Annotated in this window: 16 protein-coding genes; all 16 read right to left on the reverse strand. The window is 62.2% G+C overall.

Features of this window, described 5'->3' with window-relative positions; genetic code table 11:
- Nucleotides 1-223: 223 nt before the first annotated feature.
- The 16 genes from lpxC to mraZ all read right to left on the reverse strand — a co-directional run bounded on the left by lpxC (nucleotide 224) and on the right by mraZ (nucleotide 18061).
- Nucleotides 224-1135, reverse strand: coding sequence for a UDP-3-O-acyl-N-acetylglucosamine deacetylase (gene lpxC / locus QNH97_RS23395; RefSeq protein WP_283554115.1), 912 nt, complete (start codon nucleotides 1133-1135; stop codon nucleotides 224-226).
- 112 nt (nucleotides 1136-1247) lie between these two features.
- Complete coding sequence (ftsZ, locus tag QNH97_RS23400; protein WP_025215393.1) at nucleotides 1248-2441, reverse strand: cell division protein FtsZ; 1194 nt, start codon at nucleotides 2439-2441, stop codon at nucleotides 1248-1250.
- A gap of 101 nt (nucleotides 2442-2542) precedes the next feature.
- Nucleotides 2543-3802, reverse strand: a complete 1260-nt coding sequence (ftsA, locus tag QNH97_RS23405) for a cell division protein FtsA (RefSeq protein WP_003178237.1) — start codon at nucleotides 3800-3802, stop codon at nucleotides 2543-2545.
- 15 nt (nucleotides 3803-3817) lie between these two features.
- Complete coding sequence (locus QNH97_RS23410) at nucleotides 3818-4684, reverse strand: cell division protein FtsQ/DivIB (RefSeq protein WP_283554116.1); 867 nt, start codon at nucleotides 4682-4684, stop codon at nucleotides 3818-3820.
- A 2-nt stretch (nucleotides 4685-4686) separates the two neighbouring features.
- Complete coding sequence (locus QNH97_RS23415; protein WP_283554117.1) at nucleotides 4687-5652, reverse strand: D-alanine--D-alanine ligase; 966 nt, start codon at nucleotides 5650-5652, stop codon at nucleotides 4687-4689.
- On the reverse strand, nucleotides 5649-7109 hold the full coding sequence (murC, locus tag QNH97_RS23420) for a UDP-N-acetylmuramate--L-alanine ligase (protein ID WP_283554118.1): 1461 nt from the start codon (nucleotides 7107-7109) through the stop codon (nucleotides 5649-5651). Before murC ends, QNH97_RS23415 begins: the two co-directional genes overlap by 4 nt.
- Nucleotides 7102-8172 (reverse strand): undecaprenyldiphospho-muramoylpentapeptide beta-N-acetylglucosaminyltransferase, encoded by a 1071-nt coding sequence (gene murG / locus QNH97_RS23425; RefSeq protein ID WP_283554119.1) that lies wholly within the window; start codon nucleotides 8170-8172, stop codon nucleotides 7102-7104. The genes murC and murG overlap by 8 nt, the downstream gene beginning before the upstream one ends.
- Nucleotides 8162-9379, reverse strand: coding sequence for a putative lipid II flippase FtsW (gene ftsW, locus QNH97_RS23430; RefSeq protein ID WP_502944420.1), 1218 nt, complete (start codon nucleotides 9377-9379; stop codon nucleotides 8162-8164). The genes murG and ftsW overlap by 11 nt, the downstream gene beginning before the upstream one ends.
- Complete coding sequence (gene murD / locus QNH97_RS23435) at nucleotides 9376-10722, reverse strand: UDP-N-acetylmuramoyl-L-alanine--D-glutamate ligase (RefSeq protein ID WP_283554120.1); 1347 nt, start codon at nucleotides 10720-10722, stop codon at nucleotides 9376-9378. The genes ftsW and murD overlap by 4 nt, the downstream gene beginning before the upstream one ends.
- 5 nt (nucleotides 10723-10727) lie before the next feature.
- Entirely contained in the window at nucleotides 10728-11810 is a 1083-nt protein-coding gene (gene mraY / locus QNH97_RS23440) for a phospho-N-acetylmuramoyl-pentapeptide-transferase (RefSeq protein WP_283554121.1), read from the reverse strand.
- The gene (locus QNH97_RS23445) at nucleotides 11810-13177 is read right to left on the reverse strand and encodes a UDP-N-acetylmuramoyl-tripeptide--D-alanyl-D-alanine ligase (RefSeq protein ID WP_283554122.1); all 1368 of its coding nucleotides are present in this window, start codon (nucleotides 13175-13177) and stop codon (nucleotides 11810-11812) included. The genes mraY and QNH97_RS23445 overlap by 1 nt, the downstream gene beginning before the upstream one ends.
- On the reverse strand, nucleotides 13170-14633 hold the full coding sequence (locus QNH97_RS23450; protein WP_283554123.1) for a UDP-N-acetylmuramoyl-L-alanyl-D-glutamate--2,6-diaminopimelate ligase: 1464 nt from the start codon (nucleotides 14631-14633) through the stop codon (nucleotides 13170-13172). Before QNH97_RS23450 ends, QNH97_RS23445 begins: the two co-directional genes overlap by 8 nt.
- On the reverse strand, nucleotides 14633-16372 hold the full coding sequence (locus QNH97_RS23455) for a peptidoglycan D,D-transpeptidase FtsI family protein (RefSeq protein WP_283557540.1): 1740 nt from the start codon (nucleotides 16370-16372) through the stop codon (nucleotides 14633-14635). Before QNH97_RS23455 ends, QNH97_RS23450 begins: the two co-directional genes overlap by 1 nt.
- Complete coding sequence (gene ftsL / locus QNH97_RS23460; protein WP_283554124.1) at nucleotides 16372-16665, reverse strand: cell division protein FtsL; 294 nt, start codon at nucleotides 16663-16665, stop codon at nucleotides 16372-16374. The genes QNH97_RS23455 and ftsL overlap by 1 nt, the downstream gene beginning before the upstream one ends.
- Nucleotides 16662-17609, reverse strand: a complete 948-nt coding sequence (rsmH, locus tag QNH97_RS23465; protein WP_283554125.1) for a 16S rRNA (cytosine(1402)-N(4))-methyltransferase RsmH — start codon at nucleotides 17607-17609, stop codon at nucleotides 16662-16664. The genes ftsL and rsmH overlap by 4 nt, the downstream gene beginning before the upstream one ends.
- Complete coding sequence (mraZ, locus tag QNH97_RS23470) at nucleotides 17606-18061, reverse strand: division/cell wall cluster transcriptional repressor MraZ (protein WP_008147486.1); 456 nt, start codon at nucleotides 18059-18061, stop codon at nucleotides 17606-17608. The genes rsmH and mraZ overlap by 4 nt, the downstream gene beginning before the upstream one ends.
- Between the last annotated feature and the right edge of the window lie 246 nt (nucleotides 18062-18307).

Consider the following 18307-nt stretch of genomic DNA (forward strand, 5'->3'; position numbering starts at 1 on the left):
AGATGGTGTCTCTGTGGCGAGGGAGCTTGCTCCCGCTGGGCTGCGAAGCAGCCCCAAACAGGCCTGGCCAGTAAATCTGGTACACCGTGGTGCCAGGTTTCAGGGCCGCTGCGCGCCCCAGCGGGAGCAAGCTCCCTCGCCACAAGTACTCACCTGCCCTCAGGAAACAGCCATAAAAAAAGGCCACCCGAAGGCAGCCCTTAAAAACTAGAGAGGTTTTTGCTTACACGGCCGCAACAGGGCGCATGTAAGAGATTGGCGCGGTGCTGGCGTCTTCGAACGTCACGACTTCCCAAGCGTCTTTCTGCTCAATCAACTTGCGCAGCAGCTGGTTGTTCAGTGCATGACCGGACTTGAAGCCCCTAAACTCACCAATCAGGCTATTGCCCAGGAGGTAGAGGTCGCCGATTGCATCGAGGATCTTGTGCTTGACGAATTCGTCTTCATAACGAAGGCCGTCTTCGTTCAACACACCATCGGAATCGACCACGATCGCGTTTTCGACACTGCCGCCGAGTGCGAGGTTGTGCTTGCGCAGGTACTCGATATCACTCATGAAACCAAAGGTACGGGCGCGACTGACTTCTTTGACGAACGAAGTACTGGAAAAGTCCACGCTTGCACTCTGGGTACGGTCACGGAAAACCGGGTGATCGAAATCGATCTCGAAGCTCACCTTGAAGCCTTCGAAAGGGACAAAAGTGGCGCGCTTGTCGCCATCTTCCACAGTCACTTCCCGCAGGATGCGGATGAACTTCTTAGCGGCGTCCTGCTCTTCCAGGCCAGCCGATTGAATCAGGAATACGAAGGGTCCGGCACTGCCATCCATGATCGGGACTTCGGACGCGGAGAGCTCGACGTAGGCGTTATCGATGCCCAGGCCAGCCATGGCCGAGAGCAAATGCTCCACCGTGTCCACTCGGGTGTCACCGTTGACCAACGTGGTCGACATAGTGGTTTCACCAACGTTTTCCGCGCGAGCAGGAATCTGCACCACAGGGTCGAGGTCGGCACGACAAAACACAATGCCGGTATCGATAGGCGCGGGCTTGAGGGTCAGGTAGACCTTCTCGCCGGAGTGCAAGCCGACACCTGTGGCACGGATAATATTCTTCAGGGTGCGTTGTTTAATCATGGCATGGGCCGCTTCAGCGCAAATTGCGAACTGGTATCAACAAAGGCTGGCGATGATAGCAGACCAGACCTTTGCTGAACACCAATCACCCGTATCCCCCTGATACATTTCATCAATCGGCCTGACGACGCAGGAATGCCGGGATGTCCAGGTAATCCAGATCGTCTTGCGGATTCATCTTCGCGGCAGTCGCAGCACCGGCCTGGGCCTGGTTGCGCATGACGGTCGGACGGTCCAGGTCACGGTAGTTCACCGCTGGCGCTTCCTGACGGGCAGACGCTTGTTGTTGCGGTTGCGAAGCCATGGAGGTGTGAACGGTATTGTCGATGACCTTTACAGGTTTCTCGATTTTCGCGCCCAGACCGGTGGCAACCACGGTCACGTGCAACTCGTCGCGCATGTCCGGATCGATAACGGTACCGACCTTGACCATCGCGTGCTCGGAAGCGAAGGCTTCGATGATGCTACCCACGTCGGAGTACTCACCCAGGGACAGGTCAGGACCGGCGGTGATGTTCACCAGGATGCCGCGTGCACCTTGCAGGTTCACGTCTTCGAGCAACGGGTTGCGAATGGCCGCTTCGGTGGCCTCGCGTGCGCGGTTCGGACCGCTGGCGCAGCCAGTGCCCATCATCGCCATGCCCATTTCGCTCATGACAGTCCGTACGTCGGCAAAGTCGACGTTGATCATGCCCGGACGCTTGATGATGTCGGAGATACCGCGAACGGCACCGGCCAGTACATCGTCAGCCTTGGCGAAAGCCGACAGCAGGCTTGCGTCCTTGCCGAGGATGGTCAGCAGCTTCTCGTTAGGGATAGTGATCAACGAGTCGACGCTTTCAGACAGCAGACGGATACCTTCGTCGGCGATCTGCATACGCTTGCGACCTTCGAACGGGAACGGACGAGTCACCACCGCAACGGTGAGAATCCCCATTTCCTTGGCCACTTCGGCAATGATCGGCGCCGCACCGGTACCGGTACCGCCGCCCATGCCTGTGGTGATGAACACCATGTTGGTGCCCTGGAGGACTTCGGCAATGCGCTCACGGTCTTCGAGAGCGGCCTGACGACCGACTTCAGGGTTGGCGCCGGCGCCCAGGCCTTTGGTTACGCCAGTGCCCAGTTGCAGGATGGTCCGCGCGCCGATGGATTTCAGCGCCTGGGCATCAGTGTTGGCGCAGATGAATTCAACGCCTTCAATGTTGCTCTTGACCATGTGGTTGACAGCGTTGCCGCCGCCACCGCCGACACCGATTACTTTGATAACCGGGCTAGCGGGGATGTTGTCTACGAGTTCGAACATTTTCCCTCTCCTTACATTCTCTAGTTTTTTTCGCCTACTGCGTTTTTTACCGCCTTCCAGCGCCAAGCCTGAAACCTGCCGCGTGAAGCTTTGAACCTGTGTTAAAAATTGCCTTTCACCCAAGCCTGGAGCCGCTCGAAAAGCGGTGCCTTCGGCTCGTCGTTGCTGTAGCTGTCGCGGCTGCCTATCCCTGAGAACGAAATCCCGTCGGACTGCTTCTGCAGGCCGTACATCAACAGGCCAACGCCGGTGGAATAGATCGGGTTGCGGACCACGTCATCCAGGCCCTTGACGCCATGGGGCACGCCCAGGCGCACCGGCATGTGGAAAATCTCTTCGGCCAGCTCGACCGCGCCTTCCATCTTCGACGTACCGCCGGTCAGCACGATGCCGGCCGGGATCAGGTCTTCGTAGCCACTGCGGCGCAGTTCGGCCTGGATCAGCGTGAACAGCTCGTCGTAACGCGGCTCGACCACTTCGGCCAGGGCCTGGCGGGACAGCTCGCGCGGCGGACGGTCGCCAACGCTTGGCACCTTGATGGTTTCACCGGCACCGGCCAGTTTCGCCAGGGCACAGGCGTAGCGGATCTTGATTTCCTCGGCGTACTGGGTCGGGGTACGCAGCGCCATGGCGATGTCGTTGGTCACCTGGTCACCGGCAATCGGGATCACCGCCGTGTGACGAATGGCACCTTCGGTGAAGATCGCGATGTCGGTGGTACCGCCGCCGATGTCCACCAGGCACACGCCCAGCTCTTTCTCGTCGTCGGTCAGCACCGAGTAGGCCGAGGCCAGTTGCTCGAGGATGATGTCGTCGATTTCCAGGCCGCAGCGGCGCACGCATTTTTCAATGTTCTGCGCGGCGTTCACCGCGCAGGTGACCACGTGGACCTTGGCTTCCAGGCGCACACCGGACATGCCCAGGGGCTCACGTACGCCTTCCTGGTTATCGATCACGTAATCCTGCGGCAGGGTGTGCAGCACACGCTGGTCGGCCGGGATCGCCACGGCCTGGGCCGCGTCGAGCACGCGCTCAAGGTCCGCGGAGCTGACTTCGCGATCACGAATCGCCACGATGCCGTGGGAGTTCAGGCTGCGGATGTGATTGCCCGCCACGCCGACGAACGCCGAGTGGATCCGGCAACCGGCCATCAGCTGCGCTTCTTCGATGGCGCGCTGGATCGATTGCACGGTGGACTCGATGTTCACCACCACGCCTTTTTTCAAGCCACGGGACGGATGGGTACCGATCCCGACGATGACCAGCGTGCCGTCGTCCGCGACCTCGCCTACCAGCGCTACCACCTTGGAAGTGCCGATATCCAGACCGACGATCATTTTTCCGCTTTGCACGTTTGCCATGGGTCCTGCCTCTTCTTAATTCTTCGCGACGGCGGGTACGGCCGTCGTGGGCGCTACAGGTTCCCGCCAGCCAACAGCCAGGCCGTTGGCGTAGCGCAGATCGATGCGCGCGATGTTCGTAATCTGTTCTTTAAGCGTCTTGTCATAGATGGCAATGAAACGGCGCATCTTTTCCACCAGGTTGCCGCGACCGAGCAGCAGCTCGATACCCGGGCCCGAGCTGCCCGCGCCAGTGGTCAGGAACCAGCTGCCGCGCTCACGCAATTCCAGGCGCGCGATGGAGAAGCCCAGTGGCCGCAACATCTGACTCAACACCTGGTATTGCTGCATCACTTTCTGCTGGGCCCGTTGAGGACCGAACAGTTGTGGCAAATGTTCGTAGTTCGCCAGTTCCCGCGGCGTGAACGCCTGGCCCTGGTTGTTCAGCAACGACTCGTCGCCCCAACGGGCCACCGGCAGTTGTTCTTCCAGCCGAATAGAAACCTGGTCAGGCCATACCCGGCGCACTTCCGCATGGGCGATCCAGGGCATCTGCTCCAGTTCCTTGCGCATGCCCGCCAGGTCAATGGTGAAGAAGCTCGACGCCACGAACGGCGCAATCCGCTGCTGCACCGCTTGCTGGCTGATGTAGCTCAGGTCGCCCTGGACGTTGATCCTGGCAATCGGCCGGTCGGCATAAGGCAGCAACCGCTGGGCGCCTTCATACGTACCGAACCCCAACACCACCAGCAGCACCGGCCAGAACAGGCTCTTGAGAAAGCCAAAATTGGCTTTCGGCAGACGCGCCGACATCGGCTCCTTGGCCACCATTCGGCTGGCACCCCGCGGCACCGGCTTGCGACCGGGTGCGGATGGCTGATGACGAAGCGATGCGCCTTGCATGCTTAACCTCTTGGCTCTTGAGAGCCGACACTGGCGGCCAGGATCGACAGCACCAGTTGCTGGAAATCCAAACCGGCGGCGCGGGCCGCCATCGGTACCAGGCTGTGATCGGTCATGCCGGGGGCGGTGTTGACTTCCAGGAACCAGAACTGCCCATCGGCGTCCTGCATCACATCTGCCCGGCCCCAACCGGCGATACCCAGCGCCTCACAGGCCTTGGCCGTGAGGTCCATCAGTTCTTTTTCCTTGGTGCTGTCCAGCCCGCAAGGAATGCGGTACTGGGTATCGTTGGCGACGTATTTGGCGTCGTAGTCGTAGAACGTGTGCGGTGTGCCCAGCGCAATCGGGGGCAACACTTGGTCACGCAGGGTGGCGATGGTGAACTCTGGACCGGTGATCCATTGCTCGACCAACACTTGCGAATCGTAGGAACTGGCGTCTTTCCATGCCGCGGTCAACTCAGGCAGCGAACTCACTTTCGCCATGCCGATACTTGAACCTTCATGGGCCGGTTTGACGATCAAAGGGAAGCCCAGTTCCGTGGCCGCCGAAATACAATCGGCCTCGGACGCCAGCACGGCGTGACGGGGCGTAGGAATGCCGAGGCTGTGCCAGACCTGCTTGGTGCGCAGTTTGTCCATCGCCAGGGCAGACGCCAGGATCCCGCTGCCGGTGTAGGGAATGCCCAGGCATTCGAGCAGGCCCTGCATGCTGCCGTCTTCACCGCCGCGGCCGTGAAGAATGATGAACGCGCGGTCGATCTTCTCGCTCAGCAGGCGCTGCAGGAAGTCGTCGCCCACGTCGATACCGAAGGCGTCGACACCGGCGCTTTGCAGAGCTTGCAATACGGCGTTGCCGGACTTGAGGGACACCTCGCGCTCGGCGCTCTTGCCACCGAACAGCACCGCAACGCGGCCGAAGGCTTTCGGGTCAAGGGTCGAGACCAGGTTGGCGTAGGCAGCAGTCATTTCAGTTTCCCCTCGCTGGAGGCCACGATTGCTCCGGCGAATAACGGACTTTTCAACAGTTTCGGGGCCAGGCCACCGATGTCACCGGCGCCTTGGCACAACAGGATGTCGCCCGCGCGCAACAGCGGCTTGACCAGCGGTGCCAACTCCACGCCGCGCTCGATGTAGATCGGGTCCAACTGACCGCGCTGGCGGATGCTGTGGCACAGCTGACGGCTGTCGGCCCCCGGGATCGGCTCTTCACCGGCCGGATAGACTTCCATCAACAGCAACACGTTGGCGTCGGCCAGCACCTGGACGAAATCGTCATACAGGTCGCGAGTGCGGCTGTAGCGGTGCGGCTGGTAGACCATCACCAGGCGCCGATCCGGCCAACCACCGCGCACGGCCTTGATCACTGCCGCGACTTCGGTCGGGTGGTGGCCATAGTCGTCCACCAGCATCACGTTGCCGCCGTCCACCGGCAGTTCGCCGTAGACCTGGAAGCGTCGGCCCACGCCCTGGAACCCGGACAGGCCCTGGACAATGGCTTCATCGCTGACGCCTTCATCGGTGGCGATGCAAATGGTCGCCAACGCGTTGAGCACGTTGTGGTTGCCGGGCATGTTCACCGACACATCCAGCGGCTCGCGATCAGGACGCAACACGGTGAAGAACGTCTGCATGCCCTGCTGGCGCACGTTGATGGCGCGCACGTCGACGTCTTCGCCGAAACCGTAGGTCACGGTCGGACGCTTGATCAGCGGCAGGATTTCACGCACCACCGGGTCGTCCAGGCACACCACCGCCAGACCGTAGAACGGCAGGTTGTGCAGGAACTCGACGAAGGTTTTCTTCAGTTTGTTGAAGTCACCGTCGTAGGTCGCCATGTGGTCGGCGTCGATGTTGGTCACCACCGCCACCAGCGGTTGCAGGTGCAGGAAGCTCGCATCGCTCTCGTCGGCTTCGGCAATCAGGTAACGGCTGGTGCCCAACTGGGCATTGGTGCCCGCGGCATTCAGACGGCCACCGATCACGAAGGTCGGGTCCAAGCCACCGGCGGCGAACACCGAAGCGATCAGGCTGGTGGTGGTGGTCTTGCCGTGGGTACCGGCGACGGCGATGCCGTGGCGGTAGCGCATCAGCTCGGCCAGCATCTCGGCCCGAGGCACCACGGGAATGCGGCGTTCCAGAGCGGTGGCGACTTCCGGGTTGGAAGTGTTCACGGCGCTGGAGACCACCAGCACGTCGGCATTGGCAGCGTTCTCGGCGCGGTGGCCAATGAAAATCTGGGCGCCAAAGGATTCCAGGCGCTCGGTCACCGGGGACGCCTTGAGGTCCGAGCCGGAGACTTCATAGCCCAGGTTCAGCAACACTTCGGCGATCCCGCACATGCCGACGCCGCCGATACCGACGAAGTGGATGCGGCGAATACGGCGCATTTCCGGGTGCGGCATGGCTTTGCGATTCTCAACCATGGGCCACCTCCAGGCAGGTATCGACCACTTGGGCCGTAGCATCGGGTTTGGCCAGGCGGCGGGCGGCGCGGGCCATGTCTTCAAGTCGTTGCGGCTGCATCAAAACCTCTGTCAGGCGGGCGGCAAGATCCGCGGCGCCAGTCGTTCTTTGCGGCATCAGGAAGGCTGCGCCTTCACGGGCCAAATAATCGGCATTGCGGGTCTGGTGATCGTCGATAGCGTGGGGCAAAGGCACCAGCATCGAGGGCAGACCGGCAGCAGCCAGTTCGCTGATGGTCAACGCGCCTGCGCGGCAGACCACCAGGTCGGCCCAGCCATAGGCTTGGGCCATGTCTTTGATGAAAGGCTGCACTTGCGCCTCGACGCCTGCGGCGCGGTAGCGCTCGGCGGTCACTTCATCGTGGTTCTTGCCAGCCTGGTGAAACACTTCCGGCCGCAGTTCGGGGGCGACCTGCGACAAGGCTTCGGGCAGCAATTTGTTCAACGGCTCTGCCCCCAGGCTTCCACCCAGGATCAGCAAACGCGCCTTGCGTCCAGCCAGGGCTGGGCGCGGTGTCTCGAGGAACAGCTCGGTACGCACCGGATTACCGGTGGTGCGGCGGCTGCCCGACAGGGTAAAGGTGTCGGGAAAGGCTTCACAGACCCGGGCGGCCAACGGCACCAGTAACCGATTGGCGGTACCGGCCACGGCGTTCTGTTCATGAACGATCACCGGCACACCGGCCAATTTCGCCGCAACCCCGCCAGGACCCGTCACATAGCCGCCAAACCCCACCACACAGACCGGCCGCAACCGACGGATGATCGCCCGAGCCTGCCAAATCGACTTGAGCAGCATCAGCGGCGCCTTGAGCAACGACAGCTTGCCCTTGCCCCGCAGGCCGCTGGCGTCGATCCGGTGCAGCTCCAGGCCGGCGCCGGGTACCAGTTCATTCTCGATGCCCCGTGGCGTACCCAGCCAGTGCACGGTGTAGCCGCGCGCCTGGAACTCGCGGGCACAAGCCAGCGCCGGGAATACATGCCCGCCGGTACCGCCCGCCATGATCAGCACGTTAGCGCCCATGAGTCGGCTCCTCGGCGAAGTCGCTCTCTTGGAACTCCATCTCCTCGCTGCCCAGATGGGTTCGACTCTCCCATTCGATGCGCAGCAACAAGCCGAGACAGGCACAGCAGATCACCAGGGAGCTGCCGCCATAACTGAGGAACGGCAGGGTCAGGCCCTTGGTCGGCAACAGGCCGACGTTCACGCCGATGTTGATCAGGAATTGACCGATCCACAGGAACGACAAGCCATAGGCCACGTAGGCCGCGAAATACTGCTTGGCCTTCTCGGCCCACAAACCGATGTACATCCCGCGCACACAAACGAACACGAACAGGGCAACGGTGCACAACGAGCCCACCACACCCAGCTCTTCGGCCAGGACCGAGAACACGAAGTCGGTGTGGGCCTCGGGCAGGTAGAACTGCTTCTGCACGCTGTTGCCCAGGCCCACGCCCAGCCATTCGCCGCGACCGAAGGCGATCAGCGCCTGGGTCAGTTGGTAGCCGGAGCCGAACTGGTCGGCCCACGGGTCGGTGAAGGTAATCAGACGCGCCATCCGATAGGGTTGCGCCTGCACCAGCACGGTCACCGCGCCCACCGCCAGCGCCACCATCAGGGTGAAACGGAACAGCCCGACGCCGCCAAGGAACAACATTGCCGCCGCCGCGCCCATCATCACCACCGTGGCGCCGAAGTCCGGCTCCATCAACAGCAGGCCTGCCATCGGCAGCAATACGATGAACGGCTTGAAAAACCCCATCCAGCTCTCGCGTACTTCTTTCTGGCGACGCACCAGGTAACCGGCGAGGTAGATCACCACGAAGACCTTGGCGATTTCCGACGGCTGTACGTTGAAGAAGCTGAAGCCAATCCAGCGCATCGAACCGTTGACCTCGCGGCCGATGCCCGGCAACAGCACCATCACCAGCAGGCCGAAGGCACCGAGCAGCATCATCCAGCCCAGGCGCTGCCAGGTGGCGATCGGCACCATCATGGTGACGATGCACGCGGCCAGGCCGATCACCAGGTAAATCAGGTGGCGGATCATGTGATAAAGCGTGTTGCCCGACTGCACGGCCGCCACTTCCGACGACGCGGACGTGATCATCACCAGGCCCAGGCCCAGCAATGCCAGGCAACCGACAAGCATCGGGAAATCCAGGTCGATGCCGCGCCCGGTGATCAACGGCGACGGGTACGGCTTGATGATATTCATCAGGCTCATGCCAAGTCCTCCACGGCCCGGGCGAACAGCTGCCCGCGCTCTTCGTAGTTCTTGAACATGTCGAAACTGGCGCAGGCCGGCGACAACAGCACCGCATCGCCCGGCTGAGCCAAGGCGCGGCATTGCTGCACCGCTTCGTCCAGCGAACCGACACGAACCAGCGGCACGGCATCGCCGAGTGACTGAGCGATCAACTCGCGGTCGCGGCCCATCAGCACCACGGCACGGCAGTTGGCCGCCACCGGATCGCGCAGGTCCTTGAAGTCGGCACCCTTGCCGTCGCCACCGGCGATCAGCACAAGCTCGCCTTCAATGTCCGCACCCAGCCCTTCGATAGCGGCCAGTGCGGCACCGACGTTGGTGGCCTTGGAATCGTTGTACCAAGCCACGCCATCGAGGTCGCGCACCCACTGGCAACGGTGTTCGAGGCCGGCAAACGTACGCAGGGCCGAAAGCATGGCGTCGAACGGCAGGCCGACCGCATGCCCAAGGGCCAGGGCCGCCAGGGCGTTGGCTTGGTTGTGGGCGCCGCGAATCTTCAGTTCGCGCACCGGCATCAGGTTCTGGAATTCGAAGGCCAGGTATTTCTCGCCATGCTCTTCGCGCAACCCGAAGCCTTTGAAATCCGGAATGCCCAGGCCGAAGGACCAGCATGGCAGGCCTTCGCCCAGCAGCGGACGGGTCAGGGCGTCCTGGCGGTTGAACACCACTTGCCGGGCACCACGGAAGATCCGGTGCTTGGCCAGGTGATAAGCCGGCAGGCCGCTGTAGCGATCCATGTGGTCTTCGCTGACGTTGAGCACGGTCGCCACTTCGGCGCCCAGGTGATCGGTGGTTTCGAGCTGGAAGCTCGACAACTCCATCACGTACAACTCGACGTCATCACTGAGCAGGTCCAGCGCCGGGGTACCGAGGTTGCCACCCACGGCGACACGCTTGCCGGCCGCAGCGGCCATCTCACCCACCAGGGTGGTGACGGTGCTCTTGGCGTTGGAACCGCTGATGGCGATGATCGGCGCCTTGGCGTTACGCGCGAACAGCTCGATGTCGCCGGACAGTTTCACGCCACGAGCAGCCGCCGCCTGCAGGGCCGGAGTCGCCAGGGCCAGGCCGGGGCTCACGTAGAGCTCATCGGCGCGACACAGGAATTCGACGTCCAGCTCGCCACAACGCACGTCCACCTGTGGATAGTCACGCCGCAGCGTGGCCAGCTCAGGCGGATTTTCCCGCGTATCGGCCACGGCAAACGACACGCCCCGGTTCGCCAGGAAGCGAACCAGGGACATGCCGCTCTTGCCGAGGCCGACAACGATGCGGAAGTGGTCAGAAGCGATCAGGGACACTCGTTCTACCTCAGCTTCAGGGTGGCAAGGCCGACCAGGACCAGAATCACGGTGATGATCCAGAAACGGACGATCACACGCGGCTCGGGCCAGCCCTTGAGTTCAAAGTGGTGGTGGATCGGCGCCATGCGGAATACGCGGCGGCCGGTCAATTTAAAGGAGGCAACCTGAATGACGACTGACAGGGTCTCCATCACGAACACACCGCCCATGATGAACAGGACGATTTCCTGGCGAACGATGACTGCGATGGTGCCCAGGGCTGCGCCCAGCGCCAACGCGCCGACGTCGCCCATGAAGACTTGCGCCGGATAGGTGTTGAACCACAGGAAGCCCAGGCCGGCACCGATCAGCGCGCCGCAGAACACAATCAGCTCGCCCGCCCCCGGCACATAGGGAATCAGCAGGTATTCAGCGAATTTCACGTTGCCCGACAGGTAGCAGAAGATCCCCAGCGCGCCACCTACCATCACCGTCGGCATGATCGCCAGGCCGTCGAGGCCGTCGGTGAGGTTGACCGCGTTGCTCGAACCGACGATCACCAGGTAGGTCAGCACGATGAAGCCTGCGCCCAGCGGGATGGTGTAGTCCTTGAGCATTGGCAGGATCAGGGTGGTTTCCACCGGCGAGGCGGCGGTCATATAAAGGAAGACCGCCGCGCCGAGACCGAACACCGACTGCCAGAAATATTTCCAGCGACTTGGCAGCCCACGGGAGTTCTTCTCGATCACCTTGCGATAATCGTCGACCCAGCCGATGGCGCCGAAGAGCAAAGTCACCAGCAGCACGACCCAGACGTAACGGTTCGCCAGGTCGGCCCAGAGCAAGGTACTGATGCCAATGGACGACAGGATCAGCGCGCCGCCCATGGTCGGGGTGCCGGATTTGGACAGGTGCGACTGTGGACCGTCGTTACGCACCGACTGACCGATCTGCAGGCTCTGCAACGTGCGGATCATCCACGGGCCCAGGAACAGCGACAACGACAGCGCGGTCAGTACACCCAGGATCCCGCGCAGGGTCAGGTACTGGAAGACCGCGAAGCCTTTGTGGAACTGTTGCAGGTACTCCGCTAGCAGCAGCAGCATTAATGTTTCTCCATACGGGTGCCGCACAGCGCCGCGACGATGTTTTCCATCGCTGCACTGCGTGAGCCCTTGATCAATAAAGTGGTGTTCGGGTCTTGCTCGGCGCCCAAGGCCTGGATCAGCTCGGCCTGAGTGGTGAAATGCTGTGCGTGCTCGCCAAACGCGGCGACCGCGTGGGCCATCATCGGGCCAACGGCATACAACGCATCGACTTTGCCGCGGGCATAGGCACCGACATCGTGGTGGCCCTGCTGCGCCCACTCGCCCAGTTCGCCGATATCCCCCAGCACCAGCACGGTACGTCCGGAGAAACCGGCAAGGATATCCACCGCGGCGCACATGGACGTCGGGTTGGCGTTGTAGGTGTCGTCGATCACACGCATGCCGTTGCTGGCCAGTTGCGCGACGGAGCGCCCCTTGACCGGCTGCACCGCGTTCAGCCCGGCGACGATGCCTGGCAGCGACACGCCCAATGCATGGGCGGCAGCTGCCGCCGCCAGGGCATTGGCAACGTTATGGGTGCCGAGCAGATTCAATTGGACCCGCTCGGCACCGTCGGGGCTGTGCAGGTTGAAGGCCGGGCAACCACGGGCATCGCGGTCCAGGTCACTGGCGTAGAAATTCGCGGCGAGGTTGCTCAGGGCAAAGGTCAGCACCTTGCGTTCACCCGCACGGGCCTTCCAGGTTTCGAACGCCTTGTCATCGAGATTCAGCACGGCGACGCCATCGGCATCCAGCCCTTCGATGATCTCGCCCTTGGCCTCGACGATTTTTTCCGGGCCACCGAACTCGCCGACGTGAGCGGTGCCAGCGTTGTTGAGCACCGCCACGTGGGGCTTGGTCATGCCCACGGTGTAGGCAATTTCGCCGAGCCGCGACGCGCCCAGTTCGATGACGGCGGCAGTGTGTTCCGGCGCCAGTTCGAGCAAGGTCAGCGGCACGCCGAGGTCGTTGTTCAGGTTGCCACGGGTCGCCAACACCGGGCCGCGGGTGCGCAGGATGCTGGCAAGCATTTCCTTGACGGTCGTCTTGCCGCTGGAGCCGGTGATGGCCGCGACCGGCTTGTCAAACGCGGCGCGGTTCAGCGCGCCCAGTTGGCCCAAGGCCTGACGGGTGTCAGCGACCAGCAACTGCGGCAGGGTACTGTTGGTCACTTCCCGCTCGACCAGCGCTGCGACCGCGCCTTTGGCGGCGACTTCGTTCAAGTAGTCGTGACCGTCAAAACGCGGTCCGGCCAGGGCGACGAACAGCTGCCCCGGAGCAATGGCCCGGCTGTCGATGCTGACCCCGTCGAAGCTGGCGTCCGCGGCGATGAGGCGCGCATTCAGGGTGTTGGTCAGTTCGCTGAGTTTCAGGGCCTTAAGCATGGGCCACCTCCCACGCCGTCAGAGCGTGATCGGCTTCCACCAGGTCGGAGAAAGCATGGCGTTGGCCATTGATTTCCTGATAGTCCTCGTGCCCCTTGCCAGCCAGGACGATCACATCGTCCGCCGAAGCGCTGGCGATCAACTCGGCAATCGCCTGGCCGCGACCTGCCACGAACTTAACGTTGTCCACCGCCGAGAAGCCAGCGCGGATGTCGTCGAAAATCTGCAGCGGGTCTTCGGTGCGCGGGTTGTCATCGGTGACCAGTACACCGTCTGCCAGTCGCTCGACCACTTCAGCCATCAACGGACGCTTGCCCCGATCGCGATCGCCACCGCAGCCGAACAGGCACAGCAACTTGCCTTTGGCGTGAGGCCGCAGGGCCGTCAAGACTTTCTCCAGCGCATCGGGGGTATGGGCGTAGTCGACCACCACCAGTGGTTGCGTACCGCCACCCAAACGCTGCATGCGACCGGCCGGGCCTTCGAGCTTCGGCAGGACCTTGAGGATTTCGTCCAACGCATAGTCCAGGCCAAGCAAGGCGCCGATGGCGGCCAATACGTTGCTCAGGTTGAAGCGACCCAGCAAGGTACTGCGCAGGTGATGCTCGCCCTGGGGCGTGACCAGCGTGGCGCGTACGCCTTCGTCATTGAACTGCGCCTGGCGTACATAAAGGTAGGCGCAGGCGTCTTCCAGGCTGTAGGTGATCAACCGCGACTCACGCTTGTCAGCGGCCAGCTGCCGGCCAAACTCGTCATCGATGTTGATGACCCGGCACTTCAAGTCATTCCAGGCAAACAGCTTGGCCTTGGCTTCGCCATAGGCCTGCATGGTGCCGTGGTAATCCAAGTGATCCCGGGACAGGTTGGTCAGCACCGCGACGTCAAAGGCCAGCGCGGTTACACGTCCCTGGTCCAGGCCGTGGGAAGAAACTTCCATGGCAACGGCCTTGGCACCGGCTTTTTTCAGGTCCGCCAGGGTCGCTTGCACGGCGATCGGGTTCGGCGTGGTGTGCAGGCCACTTTCCAGTGCGCCGTGAAAGCCGTTGCCCAGGGTCCCGACGATGCCGCAATGCTGGCCGAGCAGGTCCAATGCCTGGGCCACCAGTTGGGTCACGCTGGTCTTGCCGTTGGTGCCGGTCACGCCGACCAGATTCAAGTGGCGGCTTGGGTCGCCGTAGAAGCGCCCGGCGATATCCGACAACTGAGCCACCAGCCCCTTGACCGGAATCAGTGGGACGTCGGTGATCGGCAGCACGGTCGCGCCTGCCACTTCATAAGCCACAGCCGCCGCGCCGCGCTTCAAGGCATCGGCGATGTGAGCACGGCCATCGAACCGGGCGCCCGGAACGGCCAGGAACAGGTCCCCGGCGCGTACATTACGGCTATCCAAGGCCAGTTCGCGAATCAGCAGGTCGTGACCGGCGTGGGCAAAAATCTTGTTCAGGCTCAGGGACATCAGCCACGCCCTCCTTCGGCTTTCAAGGGCACGACCGGCGCGGTATTCGCTTGCTGGGTCGGCGGCAGGTTGTCCGGGGTAATGTTCATCAGGCGCAGGGTGCCGGACATCACTTTGCTGAACACCGGCGCCGAGACCAGGCCACCGAAGTAGCCCGCCTTGCTCGGTTCGTCGATGACCACGACGATGGCGTAGCGCGGGTCGCTCATCGGACCAAAGCCGGCGAACAGCGAACGGTAGGAGTTCTCGGCATAGCCTTTGGTGCCCACGGAGGTTTTACGGGCCGTACCCGACTTGCCTGCAACGTGATAGGCCGGCACTTGGGCGCGATAGACCCCACGTGGCGCCTCGATCACCTGTTGCAACATACCCTGCATGGTCTTGGCGACGTCCTCCGGGATCACTTGGGTGGTCTGCGGAGCCTTGTCGGTTTTGATCAGGGTCAGCGGTGCCATGCGCCCATTGTTCGCCAGCGCGGAAAACGCGTGGACCAGTTGGATCGCTGTCACGGAAACACCGTAGCCGTAGGACAAGGTGGCCGTTTCAGCCTTGCGCCAGTCGCGGTAGTTCGGCAGGTTGCCGACACGTTCGCCCGGGAAGCCCAGGCCGGTGTCCTGGCCGAGACCGATTTTCTGGGCCAGGCGGTAGATCGTCTCGCCACCGATATCGAAGGCAATCTTGCTCATGCCCACGTTACTGGAATTGATCAGGATGCCGGTCAGGTCGAGCACCGGGCCTTCGGTCTTGGACACGTCGCGAATGGTGTACTTGCCGATCTGCAAAGTACCCGGATACACCTCGACGGTGTCGCTCGGCTTCCAGCGCCCGGTTTCCAGGGCGGCGGCCATGGACACGGCCTTCATGGTCGAGCCCGGCTCGAACACGTCGATCATCGCGCGGTTGCGCATCATCGCCGGTTGCAGGTTGCGACGGTTGTTCGGGTTGTAGGTCGGCTGGTTGACCATGGCCAGGATCTCGCCGGTCTTCACATCCATGATCACCAGGCTGCCGGCCTTGGCACCGTTCTCGACGATGGCATTGCGCAGCTCACGATTGGCCAGGTATTGCAGGCGCAGATCAATGGACAACGCCAAGGGCTTGCCGGCCTTGGCGTTTTTGGTGACTTGGACATCCTTGATCAACCTGCCGCGCCGATCCTTGATGACTTGTCGCTTGCCGGCAATCCCGGCGAGCCATTCGTCATAGGCCAGTTCGACGCCTTCTCGGCCCCGGTCATCAATGTCGGTAAAACCGACCATGTGGGCCGTGACTTCACCGGCTGGGTAGAAACGCCGGAACTCTTCGATGCCATAGACGCCCGGCACCTTAAGGTCGAGCACGCTCTGGCCTTGCTCGGGCGTCAACCCGCGCACCAGATAGATGAATTCCTTATTGGCCTGGGCTTCGAGACGCTCGGCCAGTGCCTTGGGATCCTGGCCGAGGGCGGCAGCCAGTGCGGGCCACTTTTCCTTGGCCTGCTGCATTTCCTTGGCGTTCGCCCACAAGGTGGTGACCGGGGTGCTCACGGCCAACGGCTCGCCATTGCGATCAGTGATCAGGCCACGGTGAGCCGGGATCGGAATATGCCGCACGCTACGGGCGTCGCCCTGCCCCTTGAGGAAGTCACGGTCGACGACCTGCAGGTCGATGATGCGCCACGAAATCGCCGCCACCATGATCCCGAGCAACCCCATGACCAGGCGAAACCGCCACGGGAACAGCGCCCCTTCGAGTTTCATCATGGCGTCACCATCTGCACTTCGGCAGCGCCGGGGATGCGCATTTTCAGTTGCTCGGTGGCCAATACTTCGATGCGGCTATGGGCGGTCCAGGTGCTCTGCTCCAGGATCAACCGCCCCCACTCGGCCTGCGCCTTGTCGCGCACGCTCAGCTCGCTGTAGAGAGCATTGAGAAGTTGACGGTTCCAGTGCGCGCTATAGGACACGGCAATGGCCGACACGAGCACGCCGATAAATAGCAGCAGCATGAAAAAGCTGCCGCCAGGCAGTGGCTTGGCGAAGAGCTTGCTCACCGCAACTTCTCCGCAACACGCATGACGGCACTACGGGCGCGCGGGTTGGCCTTGAGTTCAGCCTCGGAGGCGAACTGCGCCTTGCCATGGATCTTGATTTTTGGCACGAAGGCTTCGAAACGCACCGGCAGGTTGCGCGGCAGGTTGTCGGCTTCGCCCTTGGTGAGCTTGCGCATGAACAGCTTGACGATACGGTCTTCCAGGGAATGGAAGCTGATCACCACCAGCCGACCACCGATCTCAAGGGCTTCAAGGGCCGCCTCAAGGCCGGCCTCGAGGTCGCCCAGTTCGTTATTGACGTGGATACGCAAGCCTTGGAAAGCGCGGGTCGCCGGGTTCTTGCCCTTTTCCCAGGCCGGGTTGGCGACTTTCAGCACTTCGGCCAGATCGCCGGTGCGTTCGAAAGGCTTGATGTCGCGACGTTCGGCCACGGCGCGAGCCATGCGGCCGGAGAAACGTTCTTCGCCGTACTCCTTGAAGACACGGGCGATTTCTTCCACCGGAGCGCTGTTGACGAATTCGGCGGCACTGACTCCCCGGGACGGATCCATGCGCATGTCCAACGGGCCATCATTGAGAAAACTGAAGCCGCGTTCCGGGTCATCCAACTGCGGCGAAGACACGCCCAGGTCAAGCAGCACGCCGCTGACCTTGCCGGCCAGGCCGCGCCCGGCGACTTCCGAGCCCAGCTCGGCAAAGCTGCGCTGCACAATGACAAAGCGGCCGTCTTCGGCCGCCAGCGCTTGCCCGGTGGCAATCGCTTGAGGATCCTTGTCGAATCCCAGCAACCGGCCGTCCGGACCGAGCTGGCTGAGGATCAGCCGGCTGTGCCCGCCACGCCCGAACGTACCGTCCAGATAGCAGCCATCAGGACGTACGGCGAGCGCCTCGACGGCCTCGTCCAGCAGTACAGTGATGTGGTTGAAGCCGCTATCAGTAGTCACAGGATCAAATCACGCAGTTCATCAGGCATGGCGCCCGGTTGTTGAATAGCAGCGAGGTCGGCGGCAGAAACCGCATCCCAGGCATCTTCGTCCCACAGCTGGAACTTGTTCAGTTGGCCCACCAGCATCGCGCGTTTGTCGAGCTTGGCGTACTCGCGCAGGCGCGGTGGAACCAGGAAACGACCGCTGCCATCGAGTTCGAGGTCGACGGCATTACCGATCAGCAAGCGTTGCAAGCGGCGGTTTTCTTCTCGTAGCGAAGGCAGTGCGCGCAGTTTGGTTTCGATGATTTCCCATTCATCAAGGGGGTAAACACACAAACATGGGTCAACGGCGTCGATCGTGACGATTAACTGCCCTGAACTTCGCGAAACGAGCTCGTCACGATACCGGCTCGGCATGGCGAGACGGCCTTTTGCATCGAGACTGATAGCGTTAGCTCCGCGAAACACGTCAGCGTTTCTCCACTTTTTGGCGTTTTACGTTCAAAAAAACCCACTTCATGCCACTTTCCGCCACTTGCGCACACTATAGGAATGCGCCCACCGCACCGTCAAGGCGCGGATTGAAGGAAAAGCCTTATAGATCGGAGATTTAGGAGCGTTTCAGGAGGGGTAACAAGAATCTGACGTAGGAAATTTCGCCTCAACCCGAATGAGCACAGGAGGCTGCGCGCACAAGTTAAAGTGATTTGTTAA

Source organism: Pseudomonas sp. G2-4 (genome assembly GCF_030064125.1).
Taxonomy (GTDB): Bacteria; Pseudomonadota; Gammaproteobacteria; order Pseudomonadales; family Pseudomonadaceae; genus Aquipseudomonas.